Source organism: Nocardia sp. NPDC059228 (assembly GCF_042754245.1).
Taxonomy (GTDB): Bacteria; Actinomycetota; Actinomycetes; order Mycobacteriales; family Mycobacteriaceae; genus Nocardia.
The window spans coordinates 77729-96444 of the sequence record NZ_JBHZAL010000008.1; the positions used below are offsets into that span (position 1 = coordinate 77729).

The 18716-nt window shown below is 69.5% G+C and carries 18 protein-coding genes; 5 read left to right on the plus strand and 13 right to left on the minus strand.

The window, feature by feature from the left end; genetic code table 11:
* Positions 1-34 precede the first annotated feature (34 nt).
* Both ACFXKA_RS15425 and ACFXKA_RS15430 read left to right on the plus strand, forming a co-directional pair.
* Positions 35-550 (plus strand): peroxynitrite isomerase, encoded by a 516-nt coding sequence (locus tag ACFXKA_RS15425; protein WP_379427812.1) that lies wholly within the window; start codon positions 35-37, stop codon positions 548-550.
* Positions 551-767: 217 nt separating this feature from the next.
* Positions 768-965 (plus strand): hypothetical protein, encoded by a 198-nt coding sequence (locus ACFXKA_RS15430; RefSeq protein ID WP_354837619.1) that lies wholly within the window; start codon positions 768-770, stop codon positions 963-965.
* Positions 966-984: 19 nt separating this feature from the next.
* On the opposite strand, the gene ACFXKA_RS15435 is transcribed toward ACFXKA_RS15430, so the two are convergent.
* The 3 genes from ACFXKA_RS15435 to ispG all read right to left on the minus strand — a co-directional run bounded on the left by ACFXKA_RS15435 (position 985) and on the right by ispG (position 5102).
* Positions 985-2784, minus strand: coding sequence for a penicillin-binding transpeptidase domain-containing protein (locus ACFXKA_RS15435; protein ID WP_379427695.1), 1800 nt, complete (start codon positions 2782-2784; stop codon positions 985-987).
* A gap of 88 nt (positions 2785-2872) precedes the next feature.
* Positions 2873-3736, minus strand: a complete 864-nt coding sequence (locus tag ACFXKA_RS15440; RefSeq protein WP_379427696.1) for a GNAT family N-acetyltransferase — start codon at positions 3734-3736, stop codon at positions 2873-2875.
* 232 nt (positions 3737-3968) lie between these two features.
* On the minus strand, positions 3969-5102 hold the full coding sequence (gene ispG, locus ACFXKA_RS15445; protein ID WP_379386894.1) for a flavodoxin-dependent (E)-4-hydroxy-3-methylbut-2-enyl-diphosphate synthase: 1134 nt from the start codon (positions 5100-5102) through the stop codon (positions 3969-3971).
* Between the two features lie 208 nt (positions 5103-5310).
* Between ispG and ACFXKA_RS15450 the strand changes: the two genes are divergently transcribed.
* Positions 5311-6033 (plus strand): endonuclease V, encoded by a 723-nt coding sequence (locus ACFXKA_RS15450; RefSeq protein WP_379427697.1) that lies wholly within the window; start codon positions 5311-5313, stop codon positions 6031-6033.
* Here ACFXKA_RS15450 and ACFXKA_RS15455 read toward each other — a convergent pair.
* Both ACFXKA_RS15455 and dxr read right to left on the minus strand, forming a co-directional pair.
* Entirely contained in the window at positions 6008-7210 is a 1203-nt protein-coding gene (locus tag ACFXKA_RS15455) for a M50 family metallopeptidase (protein ID WP_379427698.1), read from the minus strand. The two genes, ACFXKA_RS15450 and ACFXKA_RS15455, sit on opposite strands and share 26 nt — an antisense overlap.
* Before the next feature lie 22 nt (positions 7211-7232).
* Complete coding sequence (gene dxr, locus ACFXKA_RS15460; protein ID WP_379427699.1) at positions 7233-8372, minus strand: 1-deoxy-D-xylulose-5-phosphate reductoisomerase; 1140 nt, start codon at positions 8370-8372, stop codon at positions 7233-7235.
* Positions 8373-8465: 93 nt separating this feature from the next.
* Between dxr and ACFXKA_RS15465 the strand changes: the two genes are divergently transcribed.
* Positions 8466-8750, plus strand: coding sequence for a DUF2631 domain-containing protein (locus tag ACFXKA_RS15465; RefSeq protein ID WP_364623898.1), 285 nt, complete (start codon positions 8466-8468; stop codon positions 8748-8750).
* A 231-nt stretch (positions 8751-8981) separates the two neighbouring features.
* On the opposite strand, the gene ACFXKA_RS15470 is transcribed toward ACFXKA_RS15465, so the two are convergent.
* The 4 genes from ACFXKA_RS15470 to ACFXKA_RS15485 all read right to left on the minus strand — a co-directional run bounded on the left by ACFXKA_RS15470 (position 8982) and on the right by ACFXKA_RS15485 (position 13497).
* Positions 8982-9668 carry a hypothetical protein gene (locus ACFXKA_RS15470; RefSeq protein WP_354837631.1) on the minus strand — a complete coding sequence of 229 codons (687 nt, stop codon included), beginning with the start codon at positions 9666-9668 and terminating at the stop codon, positions 8982-8984.
* A gap of 284 nt (positions 9669-9952) precedes the next feature.
* On the minus strand, positions 9953-10939 hold the full coding sequence (locus ACFXKA_RS15475; RefSeq protein ID WP_379427700.1) for a cytochrome c oxidase assembly protein: 987 nt from the start codon (positions 10937-10939) through the stop codon (positions 9953-9955).
* Between the two features lie 63 nt (positions 10940-11002).
* Entirely contained in the window at positions 11003-12688 is a 1686-nt protein-coding gene (locus tag ACFXKA_RS15480) for a metallophosphoesterase (RefSeq protein ID WP_379427701.1), read from the minus strand.
* A gap of 113 nt (positions 12689-12801) precedes the next feature.
* The gene (locus ACFXKA_RS15485; protein ID WP_379427702.1) at positions 12802-13497 is read right to left on the minus strand and encodes a TetR/AcrR family transcriptional regulator; all 696 of its coding nucleotides are present in this window, start codon (positions 13495-13497) and stop codon (positions 12802-12804) included.
* 100 nt (positions 13498-13597) lie between these two features.
* Here ACFXKA_RS15485 and ACFXKA_RS15490 point away from each other — a divergent pair, with 100 nt between their 5' ends.
* A complete protein-coding gene (locus ACFXKA_RS15490; protein ID WP_379427703.1) occupies positions 13598-15769 on the plus strand; it encodes an MMPL family transporter in 2172 nt (723 codons plus the stop codon).
* A 28-nt stretch (positions 15770-15797) separates the two neighbouring features.
* Here the strand turns inward: ACFXKA_RS15490 and ACFXKA_RS15495 are convergent, their stop codons facing one another.
* From ACFXKA_RS15495 to ACFXKA_RS15510, 4 genes are all read right to left on the minus strand, one after another.
* Positions 15798-16460, minus strand: coding sequence for a DedA family protein (locus ACFXKA_RS15495; protein ID WP_354837636.1), 663 nt, complete (start codon positions 16458-16460; stop codon positions 15798-15800).
* A gap of 46 nt (positions 16461-16506) precedes the next feature.
* A complete protein-coding gene (locus ACFXKA_RS15500; protein ID WP_379427704.1) occupies positions 16507-17835 on the minus strand; it encodes a hypothetical protein in 1329 nt (442 codons plus the stop codon).
* Between the two features lie 179 nt (positions 17836-18014).
* Positions 18015-18344, minus strand: a complete 330-nt coding sequence (locus tag ACFXKA_RS15505; protein WP_379427705.1) for a DUF202 domain-containing protein — start codon at positions 18342-18344, stop codon at positions 18015-18017.
* Positions 18341-18682 carry a YidH family protein gene (locus ACFXKA_RS15510; protein ID WP_379427706.1) on the minus strand — a complete coding sequence of 114 codons (342 nt, stop codon included), beginning with the start codon at positions 18680-18682 and terminating at the stop codon, positions 18341-18343. Before ACFXKA_RS15510 ends, ACFXKA_RS15505 begins: the two co-directional genes overlap by 4 nt.
* Positions 18683-18716: the final 34 nt, after the last annotated feature.

Consider the following 18716-nt stretch of genomic DNA (forward strand, 5'->3'; position numbering starts at 1 on the left):
CTACCTCCCGCGGCTACGCGCCGGGCCGATTAAGCTGTCCGCCGTGCTCGAACCCGAAACCACCGTCGCGCCGCACCCCGATATCGCCCACCTGGCCCCGCTGCTGGGCACCTGGCGCGGCCGCGGCCGCGGCGAATACCCGACCATCGAACCGTTCGAGTACCTGGAGGAAGTGCACTTCGGCCACGTCGGCCGCCCCTTCCTCACCTACCGGCAGCGCACCCGCGCCGCCGACGGCAGCCGGCCCATGCACAGCGAGGCCGGATATCTGCGGGCGATCAGCCCCGACCGCATCGAACTCATCCTGGCCCATCCCACCGGCATCACCGAGATCTGCGAGGGCAGCCTGGTGACCGAGGACGGCGAGCTGCGCCTGGAGCTCGACTCCACCTCGATCGGCCTCAGCAGCACCGCGAAATCGGTGACCGCGCTGGGCCGCACCATCGCCGTCGCGGGCGACACCCTCGAGTACTCGCTGCGCATGGCCGCAGTCGAGCAACCGCTGACCCATCACCTCGCGGCGACCATGCAGCGGGAAACCCGGCAGTGAACTTCGGGCTCCAACCCGGCCCGTAACCTGCCACATCTCCGTCCAACCGGAATGCGGCAGCACACTTGCGGGTTGCCTCGGCATAAGTGACCGATTACCGTTTCTTCCATTGGCAAACAGTCAGCCAACCCTTAATGAGCACCGGATCACCACCGTGTTCGCCGATAGCGGCGAACGTTCGGGTCTCCCAACTCATCCCCAAACAAGGGAGAGGGACATGAAGCGCTCGGCCCTTCTGCTGATCACCACCGCAGGCATGATCCTCGCGGGTGCGGGCGTCACCGAGATCCTCGGTGACGCGTCGAATGACGGACCACCCGTCCGAGCCCTTGCCGACCAACGCTTCGTGACCGACAACTTCGGCGCGATCCATTCCGTCGCCTGCTCACGACTCGACACCTACAGCGAGCGCTGACCCTGCCGGGCGGTGGTCCTCAGTAGCCCGGAGGCAGGGCCGCCAGCATGTCCCGCGTCACCGCCACCGCATTGTCCGAACTGCCACCGCGCACCAGCAGGGTCGCCCAGGCCAGATCACCGCGGTAGCCGATGAACCACGAGTGCGAACCGCCATCCACCTCGGCCTCACCGGTCTTCCCGTAGACCTCGCCCTGATCGATGATGCGCTCGGCCGTACCGCCGAGCACGACCTTGCGCATCATCAGCCGCAACCCGTTGATGACCTCCGGCTTCAACTGCGGCCGATCACCGGACACCTGGGTCGGATGACCCGCGATCAGATACGGCACGGGCGTCGAACCGTGCGCCACCGTCGCCGCCACCATCGCCATACCGAACGGGCTGGCCAGCACCTTGCCCTGACCGATGCCGTCCTCGGCGCGCTGCACCGGATCATCGTCGGGCGGCACCGAACCCGACACCGTCGGCAGGCCCGCCATCGTGTAGTCCGGGCCCAGCCCCAGCGCGGACGCGGCGGTGCGCAGATCCTGGCCACCCAGCTCCGAGGCGAGCTTGGCGAACGAGGTGTTGCAGGAACGCTCGTAGGCGGTCGCCATGGCCACATTGCCGACGCTGAACAGGTCGTAGTTGGGAATCGTGCGCTCCCCCACCACGATCTGGCTCGGGCACGGCACCACGGTGTCCGGGGTGGCGTGGCCGGCGGTCATGGTCGCGGCCGCGGTCACCGTCTTGAAGGTCGAGCCCGGCGGATAGAGGCCGATCGCCGCCACCGGGCCGTCGGCATCGGCCGCCGCGTTCTGGGCGATGGCCAGCACCGCGCCGGTGGAAGGTTGCAGCACCACCATCATGGTCTGCTCGGTGCGGGCATCCACCGCGCTCTGGGCGGCGTTCTGGATGTAGCGGTCGACGCTGAGCGAGAACGACGGGGAGGTCTGGGGATCGACCTCCTGCAGCACATCGGTGTCGACGCCATTGGCATTCACGGTCACCACGCTCCAGCCCGCCTTGCCGTCCACCTCGTCGATGACGGTTTTGCGGACCTCGGTCATGAGGTCGGGGGCGAAGTGACGGTCGGTGGGGACCAGATCGAACTCCTTGCTGAAGGTGACCCCGGACAGCCCCAGCAGCTGCGAATTCACCTCGCCGAACTCCCATTCCGAGAGCAGCGCCGCGGTGTAGGCGCCGTCGGCCTTGCCGGCCGCGCGCAACAGCGAGTCCGGGGTGAGGTGCGCGTCGAAGCGGTGCAGGGCGTTCGCCAGCGCCGCGGAGACCCTGGTCGGGTCGGACGATGCCGACGGTGTGAACAGCACCCGGTACAGCGTGCCCGGCACCATCACGTCAGTGCCCGAGCGTTCGTTCACCCGCGCCCGGGGCGCGGGATTCGAACGCAGTTGCAGCGTCTGGGTATTGCCCAGCTGCGGGTGGATGTCGGCGGAGGACCAGCGCACCTGCCACTGCCCGTTGGCGCGGCCCATCTGCAGCTGGCCCTGGTATGTCCAGACGCGGTCTTTGGGCAGATGCCATTCGTAGGTGTAGTCGACGATGGCGGTATCGCCGGTGACGCGGGCGGCGCCGGTGGTGGCCACCAGCTTCTCCGCCTGCAGCTGGTCCCACGCCGAAGCCAGTGCGGCACCGGCCTTTTCGGGCTGGCTGGTGCGGTCGGCCGCCGCCTGCACCTCATGGTCGGCGAAGGCGGAGACGAAGGCCTCGGCCGACTGCGCGGGGCCCTGCGGACCCGACGAGCAACCGGCCGTGGCGACGGTGACCGGGAGGGCGACCGCGGCGGCGATCAGTGTGATGAAGACCCGTGTTGACATCGAGTCAGATGCTAGAGCCAACTACCGGCAAACCGGCGCGACACACTGCACCGGAACGGATTTCACGCTCACATCACAGAGTGTGAACTCAATCCAGCAGCACGGTCGCAAAGGTGGCGACCTGGCGGAACCCCACCTTGCTGTACGCGCGGCGCGCAATTTTGTTGTAGCAGTTGACATATAGGCTGGCCGTGCGTCCGGAGGAGACCACCACATTGGCCACGGCCGCGGTGCCCGCCGTGCCGTAGCCCTGGCCACGCTTGTCCGGATGGACCCATACGCCCTGAATTTGTCCGGTGCGTCGCGACAACGCGCCGACTTCCGCCTTGAAGACGACCTCACCGTCCTCGAATCGTGCCCAGGCCCGGCCGGATTCGATGAGCCCCGACACCCGGCGGCGATAACTGCGCCCGCCGTCACCCGTGCGCGGATCGATCCCGATCTCCTCGGTGAACATCGCGACCGCCGCGACCAGATAGCGGTCGATCTCCTCGGGCCGCACCCGGCGCACCCGCAAATCCGGCGCAATACTCGCGGGCCGTTCCAGCGCGAGCAGCGGCTGATCCTCGCGCACCTCCCGCGGCGTCCCCCAGTGCTCGGCCAGCAACTCCCACAGCGGCAGAGCCAGCTCGCGCCGCCCCACCACCGACGAGCACAGGCGCGGTCCCTTGATCGCGCGCTCCGCGAAGGCCTTCATATCGTCGCGACCACCGCGCAGCGGAACCAGATTCGCGCCCGAGAAACACAGCGACTCCGCCGGCCCACCCCGGGTCCACAGTTCGCCGTACACCCCGCGCGGGTCCAGCCCGTACTCCTGCAGGCGCGAGGCGACCATACAGGTCGCCACCGGATCGGTGTCGAGCACACGCAAGACCTGCGTCAGATCGCGGTTCGCGAGCTGACGGGTCCCGGACGTCCGGCCCCTGCGAGTCGGCTCCAGCACACTCCGCACGCTCACAGCCTGCCAGAACTTCCCGCCCCGCGCCGCACGATTGTCCCCAACCGCCCACCCATCAGGCAAAAGCCCCAACCCCCAACCCAATCCAACCCCTCGGTACGACATCCGCCCCACATCACTCCGAACGCGGCGGCCGGTATGGGTGCCGGGCCGAGGCGCGAACGAGGAACGGCCCGGGCGACAGCGGCGGTGATGCCGATGCGGACCGGGCCGGGTTGGGGTGTGGCTAGCCGGCGGTGACGACCGGGGCGCCGGATTCGGTGGTGTCGCCCATTTCCTCCGCGAGGCGCATGGCCTCCTCGATGAGGGTCTCGACGATGAGGTGCTCTGGGACGGTCTTGATGACCTCGCCCTTGACGAAGATCTGGCCCTTGCCGTTGCCGGAGGCGACGCCGAGGTCGGCCTCACGGGCCTCACCGGGGCCGTTCACGACGCAGCCCATGACTGCCACGCGGAGGGGGACCTCCATGCCTTCGAGGCCCGCGGTGACCTGGTCGGCGAGGGTGTAGACGTCGACCTGGGCGCGGCCGCAGGACGGGCAGGAGACGATCTCCAGCTTGCGGGGGCGCAGGTTGAGGGACTGGAGGATCTGGGTGCCGACCTTGATTTCCTCGGCGGGCGGTGCCGAGAGGGAGACGCGGATGGTGTCGCCGATGCCCTCGCTCAGCAGCGAGCCGAAGGCGACCGCCGACTTGATGGTGCCCTGGAAGGCCGGGCCGGCCTCGGTCACACCCAGGTGCAGCGGGTAGTCGCACTGCGCGGCGAGCTGGCGGTAGGCCTCGACCATGATCACCGGGTCGTTGTGCTTGACCGAGATCTTGATATTGCCGAAGCCGTGCTCCTCGAACAGGCCCGCCTCCCACAGCGCGGACTCGACCAGCGCCTCGGGGGTGGCCTTGCCGTACTTCTCCAGCATCCGCTTGTCCAGGGAGCCGGCGTTGACGCCGATGCGGATCGGAATGCCCGCGTCACCGGCCGCCTTGGCGACCTCCTTGACGCGGCCGTCGAACTCCTTGATGTTGCCCGGGTTCACGCGCACCGCGGCACAGCCCGCGTCGATGGCGGCGAAGATGTAGCGCGGCTGGAAGTGGATGTCGGCGATCACCGGGATCTGCGACTTGCGGGCGATGGTCGCCAGCGCGTCCGCGTCCTCCTGACGCGGGCAGGCCACACGCACGATGTCGCAGCCGGACGCGGTCAGCTCCGCGATCTGCTGCAGGGTGGCGTTGACGTCATGGGTCTTGGTGGTGGTCATCGACTGGACAGAGACGGGGAACTCACTCCCCACTCCGACATTGCCCACCATCAGCTGGCGCGTCTTGCGCCGTGGTGCGAGGACGGCCGCCGGTGCGGCCGGCATCCCCAAAGCGATGGCACTGCTCACGATCGGCTGCCTACTTTCGACTAAGTCCTCACCCTTACCGGCTCCGAGCTTACCGAGGCTCTGATACCGGTCGCCCTGTGACGGCGGCGACAAGGGTACCCGCGCGGGCCGCAGGACTCGGAATCGGCCCGGGGCCCACGGTTCATATTCGTTGCAATCGACGCGAAGGTTTACGCTCCGAAAAGTGAAGGTAGCGAATCCAGAGCCGTGGCCGGCGACACCGGAAGAGGCCGTGGCACTGCAGGATCGGCTGCGCGCGCGGGTGATCGCCGCCAACCCCCGGCCACCGGAATTCCGCACGATCGCGGGGCTTGACTCGGCCTACGACGACCACGGCAATGTGACGGCCGCCATTGTGGCGCTGGACGCCGCCACGCTCGAGACCGTCGAGACCGCCACCGCGCGCGGCATCACCGATTTCCCGTACGTGCCGGGCCTGCTCGCCTTCCGCGAGCTCCCCACCACCCTGGCCGCCCTCGAAAACCTCACCGTCACACCGGATCTGCTCGTCTGCGATTCTCAGGGCCTGGCCCACCCGCGACGCTTCGGCCTCGCCTGCCACCTCGGCCTCTTGACCGGTGTACCGACCATCGGAGTCGCCAAGAACGCCTGGGGCGAGTTCGAGGAGCCCGCCCCCGAGCGCGGCGCCTCCACCGTCATCACCATCGACGGCGACACGATCGGCCGCGCCCTCCGCACCCGCACCAACGTCAAACCGGTCTACGTCTCCGTCGGCCACCTGATCGACCTGGAGACGGCCTGCGCACAGGTCCTGGCCCTGACCCCGGAGTACCGTCAGCCCGAAACCACCCGCCGGGCGGATCGGCTCTGCCGCACTCTGCTGCGCGACATCTCGATCGAATCCGCAAGCGCGCCAACGGCTATGGGAACAGTTTCACCGGATTGACGATGTCGGCGACCAGGGTGAGGATCATGTAGGCGCCGCCTAGGACTACTACGACGTAGGTTGCGGGGAGCAGCTTCAGGTAGTCGACCGGGGCGCCGTCGGGGAGGCCCTTGCGGTTGCGGAAGAGGTTGCGGAGCTTTTCGTAGATGACGACGGCCATGTGGCCGCCGTCGAGGGGGAGCAGCGGGAGCAGGTTGAAGGCGCCGAGGAAGAAGTTCAGGCTGGCCAGGGTCAGGACGAACATGGACCAGAGGCCGTGCTCGGCGGTCTCGCCGCCGATCTTGGAGGCGCCGTAGACGCTGACGGGGGTCTCCGGGTCGCGGGTGCCGCCGGTGACGGCGTGCCACAGGTCGACCACCTTGGAGGGCATCTGGGCCAGGGATTCGACGGTGCGCACCGCGATCTGGCCGGTGAACGCGCCCGACGCGGGGATGGCGGACAGGATGTTGTGCTGCACCGGCGCGTAATAGTCCTGGCCGACACCGACCTTGGCGACCGTCTTCGGGGTGCCGTTCTTCTCCTGGTAAATGACGGCCATCTGCGGGGTGACCGGAATCTGGAGGGTCTGACCGTCACGCTCGACGGTGTAGGTGAAGGTGCCGGTCTGCTTCTCCGTCTCGGCGCGGAAGTCGTTCCACGTCTTGATCTTGACGCCATTGACCGCGGTCACCTGGTCGCCACGCTGCAATCCGGCCAGCTGCGCGGGGCCCTCGCCGGTGCAGGGCAGCGCCTTCTGGTCCGGGCCCATATTGGCCACGCAGCTCATCGCCCCGAGCTGGGTGGCCGGCGGCTGATCGAAACGCGGCAGCCCCCAGCCCACCGCGAGCAGCACGATGAGCAGGTAGCCGATGAGGAAGTTCATCAGGATGCCGCCGGACATCACCAGCAGCCGCTTCCAGGTGGCCTGCCGGTACATGGCCCGGTCGAGGTCCTCGGGTTCGAGCTCGTCGAGGGCGGTCATGCCCGCGATATCGCAGAACCCGCCCAGCGGCAGCGCCTTGAGACCGTATTCGGTCTCGCCGCGCCGCCAGGAGAAGACCTTGGGCCCGAAACCGATGAAGTAGCGCCGCACCTTCATGCCCGTGGCCTGCGCGGTCCACATGTGGCCGCATTCGTGCAGGGCGACCGAGGCCGTGATCCCGAGGGCGAACAGTACGAAGCCGATCGCGTAGACCATCCGGTTCCGAGCCCTCCTGCTGTCAGCCGCGCACGATCGTGCGTGCGGTGTCGCGCGCCCACGTATCCGCCGCGAGCACCTCGTCCAAGCTACCGGGTTCGGCGCTCCAGCGGTCGGCGGACTCCACGACGCGCGCGACGGTGCGCACGATGTCGGGGAATCGGATGAGCCCGTCCAGGAAGGCCTGCACGGCGATCTCGTTGGCGGCGTTGTAGACCGCGGTCACGCAGCCGCCGGACTTACCGGCCTGGCGAGCCAGCTCGACGGCCGGGAAGACGGTGTTGTCGACCGGCTCGAAAGTCCAGGTGGAGGCGGTGGAGAAGTCGCACGCGGCGGCCGCGCCGGGAACGCGGTCCGGCCAGCCGAGGGCGAGCGCGATGGGCAGCTTCATATCGGGCGGGCTGGCCTGGGCCAGGGTCGAGCCGTCGGTGAAGGTGACCATGGAGTGCACGATGGACTGCGGGTGCACGGTGACGTCGATGCGGTCGTAGTCGATGCCGAACAGCAGGTGCGTCTCGATCAGCTCGAGGCCCTTGTTCACCAGCGACGCCGAGTTCAGCGTGTTCATCGGCCCCATGGACCAGGTCGGATGGGTCTTGGCCTCGGCCGGATTCACCGACTCCAGCATCTCGGTGGTCCAGCCGCGGAAGGGTCCGCCGGAGGCGGTGAGCACCAGTTTGGCGACCTCGCCCGCGGTGCCGCCGCGCAGGCACTGGGCCAGCGCCGAATGTTCGGAGTCCACGGGCACGATCTGCCCCGGCTTGGCAGCCCGGGTCACCAGCGAGCCGCCCGCCACCAGAGACTCCTTGTTGGCCAAGGCGAGTCGCCGCCCCGATTCCAGCGTGGCGAGGGTGGGCTCCAGGCCGAGCGAGCCGACCAGCGCGTTGAGCACCACGTCCGCGTCGGTGCGCCGGACCAGCTCGGTCACGGCGTCCGGACCCGACAGCGCCACACCGAGTTTCGCGGCCGCCGCCTGATCGGCCACCGCCACGTTGCCGGTCCCGGTGGCCGCGATCTGCTGTGCCAGCAGGTCCGCATTGCCCCCGCGCGCCGCGAGACCCACCACTTCGAAGCGGTCGGGGTTGGCCGCGATCACCTCGAGTGCCTGCGTACCAATCGAACCGGTGCTGCCCAGCAGCAGAACTCTCACAACGTCGGACACGGGTCCATTGTCCCCTGCCCCCTGCTCGCTACGACGCTGGGTCGTATGTCACGATATTGGCCAGCAATCGATTCGAGCCGTAAAGGAGCCACAGTGGCCGCCACGGAACTGGAACCCGCGCACCCCTCTGAGGTTGTCACCAAGGTCGACACCGCCGAGGTTCCGTCCGCCGCGTGGGGCTGGAGCGGAGAGTCGCGCCGTACCGCCCGCGCCGCCGGCTGGGTCGTCGTCGTGATCCTGCTGGCCATGCTGTTCGAGAACCAGCAGGGCAGCTCCTCGGGCACCGGCAATGTCGGTTACATCTTCCTGGTGCTGTTCGCGGCCGGTATCGCCTTCGTGCTGATCCGCGACTCCATCGTGTCGCGCCGCCCGCGCTAGTTCGATACGAAATCCCTTGCCCCACGGACATGTCCGTGGGGCATTCGGGTTTCGCCGTACCCTTTCGGCAGCACCAACGAATTCGGGCCGGATCGCCCCCAAGCGATCCGGCCCGAATTCTGTTGCTACGCAATGCCTCCTGCACCGGCACTGCTGCTTCCCGCGGCGGGCGCGCCGCCCGCCGCGGCCAGGCCGGACCGCGGTGGTCCCGGTCCGGCAGTCGTTCAGCGGCTAGCTGGCCGGGGTGGAGTCCGGCGCGTTCAGGCGGTTGAACAGGCCGATGCCGACCGCGATGGCGGCGGGCCCGCCGACACCGATCAGACCGGCCGCGGCGCCCAGCGGGATGCCGATCGCGGCGCCGGCGACACAGCCCGCGATGCCGGTCGGAACCGACATGATCACGACACCGGCGATGGCGCCGCCCAGCGCGCCGATGGCGCAGCCGGCCACGCCGCCGACGAGGGTGCCCAGCAGGGTGCCCATGGAGCTGGCGATGCCGAACTGGTTCACCGCGGCGCCGAACGCGGCGTCCTGGTCGGCCTGGCTGGCGACGTCCTTGACCACGGGGGCCGGGAGGGCCGGGGCCGCGAAGCCGGCGGCCGGGTCCATGTTCGGGGTGAAGGTGGCGGTGTTGCCGTCGATCTTGGCGGCGACCGGGTGGGCGACGTCACCGGTGATGATATTCAGCGGGAACTGGGTGACCAGGCCGCCGTTGTTGTCACGCACCTGGAACTGGCCGTCCTGGGTGGTCAGCGAGCCCGCGTCGGTCTTCAGTACCACCGAAGCGCCATCGATCTTCGTGTCCCAGTGGATGCCGGGAGCGGCGGCCGCCGCGGGATCGGCATAGGCGGTCCCGGCGGAGATGCCGACGGCCGCGATGGCCAGGGCCGAGGTTGCGGCAAACTTCGTGTAACGCATACTTCTCGTCGCTTTCTTGATCGGGCGCTTCCCTCCTGGGAGCGAGGTCCTCATCGAGCACCCGGATCAAGATAAGTCAGCAAATGTTGCCTACTTGTTGCCAAACCGTAGCGAAGACACTCCTTAAAGTATGTTTTGCGTAAAGATGGCGTTCGCTGAGCCTTTCGCTAGTGACCCAGGCAACCTTTCGGCGCATAAAGAGGCCCGCCTCACACCCCTGCGCTGATGAAGCGTCCTGATATCACCGACTCCCAAAGATGGTGAGACAGGTCACCTTTCAGCGATCAGCGGCGGAAGCGCTCGCGCAGCTGCGGGTCGTTCTCCCACCACAGTCCGGTGGACACCGGCTCGTCGTCGGCCTCCGTGTCCCGGGTCGCGGTGCGCGACACCGCCTTCCGCCGCGACCGCGCCGCCTCGGCGGCATCCAGCTCGGCATCGATCTCCCCGGCCCGGCGCTTCTCGTCGGCGGCGAAGGCCCGCATGACGACCAGCGAGTAGATCAGCCCGAGGAAATCGCCGAGCAGCCACAGGATGCCCGCGCCGATGGTCTGGTCCAGGCGCGCGTCCGGACCCCAGGTGCGGCCGAGCGAGCCGTAGTAGCCGGCGGCGACCAGCGGTCCCAGCCACAGCACGATGCCGAGGATGCCGTCGGCCAGGGACTCCGCGATGGTGATGAGCAGCGACAGCCCCTGCGTGAAGTGCTTGGGCACCGGATCGATCTGCAGGCGCGAGTAGAAGTACAGGAACCCGATGGCCACCACGATGATTCGGGTGACCGCGTCGACGCCCCCGTGCCGCAGCACCGACTCGTACCAGGGCGAGAGGAACAACGCCCAGGGCAGCAGCAGGATCAGCATCGAGGCGCTGGCCGGGTGGGTGAGCAGCCGGGCGACACCGCCGGAGAGCATGGCGTCCAGGCGTTTCCGGCCCGCCGGGCCCAGCGCCGCGCGCAGCACGGTGAACGGTGCACCGGCCGCGAGCGCGAAGGGCACCAGGTAGAGCAGCAGGAGCACCTGCAGCGCGCGCACCCAGAACAGGGTGTCGGAGTAGACGCCGATCATGCCGACGCCGGTGTACAGCCACACTCCCAGTCCGGCCAGCCCGAAGTAGAGGGCCCGGCTCACCGGAAGCTGTTCGCCGCGCTGTCTTCCCTTGAGAAAGCAGGCCGCGTACGCGAGTCCCAGGAGCGCGATGACCAGCACGGTCGAGGTGTCCCAGCGCCAGGAGCTCACCAAACTGCTCAACTGCAGCGGTGTTCGGGTCTGTAGCACGGGACCCAGTATGCGCCGTGCCGCCGCGGGGGACGGCACGGCTCCCGGGAACCCGTTGCGCGGCTAGCGGGAGACCAGGCGGCGGTAGGTCACGGTGTCGAATTCGCGCCCGTGCTCGTCGACCGCGACCACGTCCATCTCGCTGGAGAACACGCCCGGCCGCACATCCACGCGAATGAACGAGTAGCGGCTGAACCGCACCCGCGACCAGGCGACGGCCTCCTTGCCCTCCTTACCGTCGGAGCCCCACAGAGTGCTCTCCGGCACGAAGGTGTCGGGCCGCTCGTTGCCGCGGTAGGTGTCGCCCGCGGCGAAGGTGCCGTGCGCCGCGCCGCCTCCGCCGACCACGTAGTACACGGTGCCGTCGGTGTCGGGGTAGACGATCGAGTTGTCGGGTGCGGCCTTGGTCGGCTGCCCGCCGCGCATCGGGTCGGTGCGCTCGAAGTTGTGGTTGTGGCCCTGCAGCACCAGATCGACGCGGTACTTGTCGAACAGGTCGGCCCAGGCTCCGCGCACGCCGCCGTCGCTGGCGCCGCCGATGCCGGTGGCGTAGGCGCACTCGTGGAAGAAGCAGACGATGAAGTCGATGCTCGGGTCGGCGCGGTAGTCCGCCAGGGTGGATTCCACCCAACTGTTCTGTGCGCCACCGGAATAGCCGAGATTGGCGCGGACCTGCCAGCTCACCTCGTTGGCGTCCAGCGACAGCACCGCCACATTGCCGTAGGTGAAGGAGTACACCGACGGGCAGCCCGCGGGCCCGTTGTCCGGAAAGTCCATGCGCGCCATCAGGCCGCCGTAGCCGTGATTGCCGTAGACGGCTTCCATGTCGTGGTTGCCGGTGGCGAACATCCAGGGCACGTGGCCCGCGCTGCTCTCGATGGCCTGCAGGTAGGTGTCCCACACGAACGGGTTGTAGGCGTCGATGGCGTCGGTGTCGGCCTTGCCGTTGGGCACGAACCAGTCCGGGCCGCCGCCGTGGGAGGTGTCGGCGTAGCAGATGTCGCCGGCCAGAATGTGGAATTCCGGGTTGCTGGCCACGATCTGGCGCTGGATGTTCTCGGCATTGCGGGAGCTCGGGGCGTCGCCGTCGCCGTACTTGTTGCGGTAGGCGCCCGCCGGCATGCCCGCGGGCAGTGCCGGGGTGTCGTCGACGCCCTGGTCGCCCATCATGGTGAAGCGGAACGGCAGCAGTGCGGCACGCGAACTCGGCATGGCGGTGCTCGCGGAGAGCACGTCACTGCTGTAGCCGTCGGCGGTGCGCCAGCGGTAGAAGTGCGGCAGGCGGCCGGGCAGTCCGTCGACGGGGGCGTGGACGTAGAACTGTTCGGCCGACAGCACTCCCCCGTCGGTGCGCGGGAGCTGGGTGACCAGGTTGCGAACCTCGGCCTCGAGGGTGCCGCCGAGCGCGGGGGTCGGGCCGTGATCGAGGAAGACCTTGGTGGCCCCCGGGTTTCGCGACAGCTGGGCGGAGAAGCGCAGCTGGGCGGCCGCGTCCGTGCCGTACCCGACGCGGCGGCCGCCGACGGTCAGCGGGGCGTCGTCGGCGTAGGCGACGCCGCGGCCGCCGAAGGCGGAGCCGAGTCCGGCGGCCATGGCCGCGGCCGCGCTGCCCCGCAGGAAGGTGCGCCGGCTCACGCGATGCCGTTTCAAATACGAACGGTGCCAGTCGTATTGCTCGTCCATCGTCATCTGCGCGGCGAGCTGTGCCGGAATGCCCGTGCGGGGCACCGTGCCGAGGGGATTCAGCATCGAGAAAACCTTGTCACCGTGAGTCCGTTTGCGCGGTCATCAAAACGCCGCAAGCTTACGGACTCGCGACATGGCGGTGAACACAGGACAATTCGCGCGGCGAGTCGCCGGAATCAGGCGGGCAGCGCGATGTGCGGATCGGTCGAGCGGTACGGCTCGGCGCGCGGGCCGGTGGCGAATCCGCGCAGCACGGTGGCGACGGCGTGATCGATGGCCGTCTCGCGATCGGCGGGCTCGGCGTCGGCCAGCGGGCCGTCGACGATCAGGCTCGCCAGTCCGTGTACGGCCGCCCATGCGGTGAACTCCGCGCCGGGCCGCTGACGCGGATCCATGAATCCCGTCGTGACCAAGGCGTCGATTCCGGTCCCGATGAGCTGGAAGATGGGATCCTCGAGCACCTCTTTGTCCACGTCGACATCGCTGCCGCAGAACGCGGTCCGGAACAGGCCGCGCTCCCGCTCGGCGTATTCGATGTAGGCGCGCCCGGCGGTGGCCAGCCGGCCGATCGCGGCCGAGGTCGGATCAGCTTGCGCCGGAACGTTTTTCATCGCGCCGTCGAGGGCCTCGAACAGGGCTTCCTCGGCCTGCTCGCGCACCGCGGCGAGCAATTCCTCGTGGCCGTTGAAGTGGCGGTAGGCCGCGGTGGCGGTGACGCCGACCGCCCGGGCGGCGGCGCGGACGGTGACCGCGGTGGGCCCGCCGATCTCGGCGAGCTGCGCGGAGGCGCTCACCAGGGCATTGCGCAGGTCCCCGTGGTGGTAGGGACCCTCGCGTGCGGGTTTCTTCGCCACATCGTCGGTGATGTCCACGACATTGATGTTGACACCTGTACAGATCGCGAGGCAAGTTAACACCCATAAAGTTTACGCCCGTCAACATCAACTCGCACGCCTCCGAGAGGAATCACCGATGAGCGCATTACTGGGCCGGATCGGCGACTTCGCTTTCCGGCGCCGTGGCCTGGTCGTCTCGATCTGGGCCATTCTGCTAATCGCCGTCGTCGGCGGCGCCGCGCTGGCGGGCGGCCGCCTCGACGACCGCTTCACCGTGCCCGGGGCCGAGTCCCAGCGGGCGCTGGACACCCTGTCCGAGACCGCGCCCGACGCGGCGGGAGCCAACGCGCAACTGGTCTTCACCGCGCCCGAGGGACACCTCATCACCGAGGCGCCCTATCGCACGGCGATCCAGCACACCCTCGAGGCCGCGGGAACCGCGCCGGGAGCGATCGGGGTGACCACGCCCCAGCAGGCGGGAGCCGTCTCGCGGGACCAGCGCACCGCGATCGGTGTCGTGCACTTCGACGGCGACCGGTCCAAGGTGACCAGCGCCGCCCGGGACGCGGTCGAACGGTCGGGCGAGACCGCACGCGCGGCCGGGCTGGACGTGTCGGTCGGCGGCTCCGCCTACGGGGCCGGGCAAATGCAGCCGGGCGTCACCGAGATCCTCGGGCTCGGGGTGGCGGTGCTGGTCCTGCTGATCACGTTCGGATCACTGGTGGCGGCCGGAATGCCGATCCTGTCAGCGGTTTTCGGCATCGCGGTCACGGTGGGCGGGCTGTCCGCCCTGAGCGCGGCGGTGCCGGTGTCGTCGACCGCGCTGACGCTGGCGCTCATGCTGGGCCTGGCGGTCGGGATCGACTACGCGCTGTTCATCCTGTCCCGGCACCGGTCCCAGCTGGCCGCCGGGCTGACGCCCCGGGAATCGGCGCGGCGGGCCAATGAGACCGCGGGCAGCGCAGTCGTTTTCGCGGGTACGACGGTGATCATCGCGCTGGCGGCGCTGAGCGTGATCGGCATTCCGTTCCTGACCGTCATGGGGCTGGCCGCCTCCGGGGCGGTGCTGATCGCGGTGGCGGTGGCGCTCACATTGCTGCCCGCGCTGGCCGGATTCGCCGGCGTCCGGCTGACGCCGCGGGCGGGCTCGCGCGCCCATCGCCGGGCCACCGCCACCGGAGCCGACAGCATGGGCGCGCGCTGGGCACGGCTGGTCACCGCGCGGCCGCTCGTCACCGTGGTGGCCGTGGCCGGGGCGCTGATCCTGCTGGCCCTGCCTGCAGCCTCGCTGCGAATGGCCCTGCCCGACAATGGTTCCGCCGCCGCGGCGACGGGTCAGCGGCAGGCCTACGACACCCTCGCCGAGAAGTTCGGTCCCGGCTTCAACGGCCCGCTGGTGGTAGTCGTGGACACGCCGAACGGCGACACCCGGGCCGCCGCGACGGTCGCCGACACGGTGCGCGGACTGCCCGACGTCACGTATGTCGCACCGCCGCAGCCGACCCAGCGGGCAGGCCAGTCGCTGATCATGGTGATTCCGGCCAGCGCGCCGGAGTCGCGGCAGACCACCGATCTGGTCCACGCCATCCGCGATCGGGCGCCCGGCGCGGTCCCCGGGGCCGAGGTGGCCGTCACCGGCGATACCGCGGTCACCATCGATGTCTCGCAACGGCTTTCCGCGTCCCTGGCGCCGTTCCTGGGCATCGTGGTCGGCCTGAGCCTGGTGCTGCTGGTCCTGGTGTTCCGGTCGATCGCGGTACCGGTGAAGGCGGCAGTCACCTTCCTGCTGTCGGTCGCGGCGGCACTGGGCACCACGGTCGCGGTCTTCCAATGGGGTTGGGCCGCGGACCTGTTCGGCGTCTCGAAGGTCGGGCCGGTGGTGAGCTTCCTGCCGATCATCCTGGTGGGCGTGCTGTTCGGTCTGGCCATGGACTACGAGGTGTTCCTGGTGTCCGGGATTCGCGAACAGTGGCTGCACCGCCGCGACGCCGGGGCGTCGATCATCGAGGGCACCCGCCACAACGCCCGGGTGGTGACGGCCGCGGCGACGATCATGGTAGCGGTCTTCGCCTCCTTCGTCCCCACCGACGACGCCATGATCAAGCCGATCGCCTTCGCCCTGGCGGTGGGCGTGCTGGTGGACGCGTTCGCGGTCCGGCTGACGCTGGTCCCCGCGGTGCTGGCCCTGCTCGGCCGCCGGGCGTGGTGGCTGCCCCGCCGCCTGGATCGGGTGCTGCCGACGCTGAATATCGAAGGGCCGCAGGAGGACAGCGAGCCCGAGCCGCAGCGCGAACTGGCCGCGGTCTGAGCCGGGCGACGCCCGAAACCGATTGGGCTCAATCGGTTTCGGGAGTCATCAGTCCCTGGTGGGTCGCCTCGTACTCGGTCTCGAAGGCCCGCTCGCGGCGACGTTCGCGCAGCTTCCACACGATCAGCGCGAGCACGACGATGGCGACGACACCGATGGCCAGGTCCCGGCCGACCGTCTTGGCCACCGCCTCGTAGGACTGCCCGGCCACGAAGCCGAGCACCACGAACGTGGTGCCCCAGACGATTCCGCCGACGGCATTGAACAGCAGGAAGCGCCGGTAGGGCATGCGCGAAGTGCCCGCCAGCGCGGGCATCATGGCCCGGAAGAACGCGGTGAACCGGCCGAGGAACACCGCCCAGCCGCCGCGCCGGGCCAGATAGTCCTGGGCACGGTCGAGGCGGCCGCGATGCCGGTCCAGCATCGAGGCCTGCAGCAGCCTCGGGCCCACGTGCTTGCCGACCTCGTAGCCGACGCTGTCGCCGAGGATGGCGGCGGCCACCACCAGCAGGATCATCAGCCACAGCAGCACATGTCCCTGGCTGGCGGCCACACCGCCGAGCACCGCCGCCGTCTCACCGGGGATCACGAAACCGACGAAGATCGCGTCCTCGGCGAACACCAGCAGGGTGACGACCAGGTACACCCAGATCGGCGCGATATCCAATATCCGGTGCAGCAGCGAATTCATGTCCGCCACGGTACCCAGGCCGCTCGGCCACGGGCGCTCGGGACGCTCAGCTCGCGGACGCCGCCACCCGAGCCTGTTCGGGCCGCCGCCGCAGCAGCGCCCACAGGCCCAGCGCACAGCCCACCGCGAGTGCGATGGCCGCGCAGCCGGGTGCGAACGAGGTGAAATCGGCTATGGTGCACGGCTTTCCGGGGTCGATCAGCAGGCAGTGCCCACGCCGGGCGTAGTCGCGCAGCGCGAGCACCGGTGAGGGCACGTAGATCAGGGCGATGCCGAGCACCCGGGTGGAGCCGTAGCGCGGGGTGACCGCGCCGAAGCAGTAACCCGCCAGCAGGGCGAGCAGCGCGTGCCCGAGCACGGTGAGGACGACGGGATGCCCGGCCACGACCGTCAGCACCGCGTAGACGGACAAGCCGATGATGCCGACCGCGGCGGCCCGCACACCGGGCCAGCGGATACCCGCGACCAGCCCGCCGGCGACCAGCGCCAACAGACCCCAGATCGACCATCCCGGAATGCTCGTCACGAGGACGGCGCTGCCCGTCCCGGCGAGCGCCACCGCGAGCAGCACCTGGACGCCGTCCCGCCTGGGCAGCATGAGCGCGGTGAGCAGGGCCCCGGCGACCGTGGCCGCGCACGTCACGGCGATCGCGAGCGGGCTGTCGCCGTGGCGGGCCAGCACCCCGGATCCGACCAGGTCGACGCCGATCATGAGGGCGCCCGCGATGATCGGCACGATGGGCAGCTGGATCGAATGTGCTTCCACCGGATGCGCGCCCGGCTCACGCAGGAACCGGAGTCCGATGACGAGCAGGGCCAGCGCGATCAGCCACAGCGGGGGCGCGCCGAGGGCGGGCCAGTTCTGCGGGAAGTGCGGATCGGCCACCTTGGACTCGGATTCCGGCATGAGGTCCTGGGCGACCACGCTGCCGAGCGCGCCCAGCAGCCACGCCGACGTCGCCCAGGTGTACCGGGATTCGACGCGGGAGCGAGACAGCACCCCGGCCCCCGAACCGCCGAGAATGAGCCCACCGGCAATGGAATCCAGGAAGTTCAGGGTGGCCAGCGAGGTGCCGAGTACGGCGTGGCCCCCCAGCAGGTGATTGACGAACAGCAGCGCCGCGCCGCCCAGCGCCACACCCCAGCGCAGGCTCTGCCCGCCCAGCGCGGTGGTCAGCACCGCGATCACGATCGCGACCAGCGCCCCCGCCGCAATCGCCTGCGGCAGACTGAAGACCAGCAGTTCCAGGTGCAGTGCCGAACTGCGAGAGGTCCACGCGAAGTCGATGGGCACCATGAGCGACAGCCCGGCGACGAGCGCCGCCAGGAACGCGGTGCCCGCCTCGATGGCGTCGCGGCCGCCCCGGACCCTCATCGGGATCCGGTGGACCGAGATCCGTCCAGCCGCTGACCAGCACTCATGGCGCCAGATTAGCAATCATCACGCAATCGATCCGGGAGGTCGGCGGCCGCGTCCCGCCACCCGCGATTCGCTCACTCCGGGCCGGTGAGCATGCCTGGCTCAGGCGGTTTCGACCGCTGCCCGCCGCGACGTCAGGCCCAGTGCGCGAGGACCATCGCCGTCGCGGCGAGCCCCACCGCCGTCACCCCCGCGGACACCAGGAGCAGCAGCGGCCCGGTGCCGCGATGCGCGCCGCGGTGCAGACTTCTGCTGCGCGCCATGGCGATTGCCGCCACCAGCATCATGACCACGGCCGCGCTCAGCGGCAGCAGACCGGTCGGCTGCCAGTCGATCCCGCCCTCGGCGGCCACCTTCGTGAACAGTGCGGCATTGGCGACGGCGGAGATGGCGGTGCGCCGCCAGGCCAGCGCGGTGCGCTCGGTCGCCAGTCCGGGATCGCGGGCGATCGCCGGCGCGCTCACAGGCTGAGCACGCCGACCACGGCGATCGCGGAGATCAGCGCGACACCGGCCGCGAGTACCGGGATCAGCGCATTGCCCGGCAGCCGTTCGCCCGCCCGCATGGCCCGTTCCACCTTGCGCCACTGCGCGTACGCCCCGACCGCGAGCACCACCGCCAGCACGATGGCCGACATGGCGATGGCCGCGCGCACGCCGTGGATGCGGAAGCCTTCGACCAGCGTGTGGACGGCGACGCCGCCCGCGAGCAGGCCCAGCGCGGTGCGGATCCAGGCCAGGAAGGTGCGTTCGTTCGCGAGGGTGAATCGGTAGTCGAGTTCGGTCTGCTCTTCGGAAGCCACCCCTCCAAGTTATTGCGTAATAACTGCAATAGCA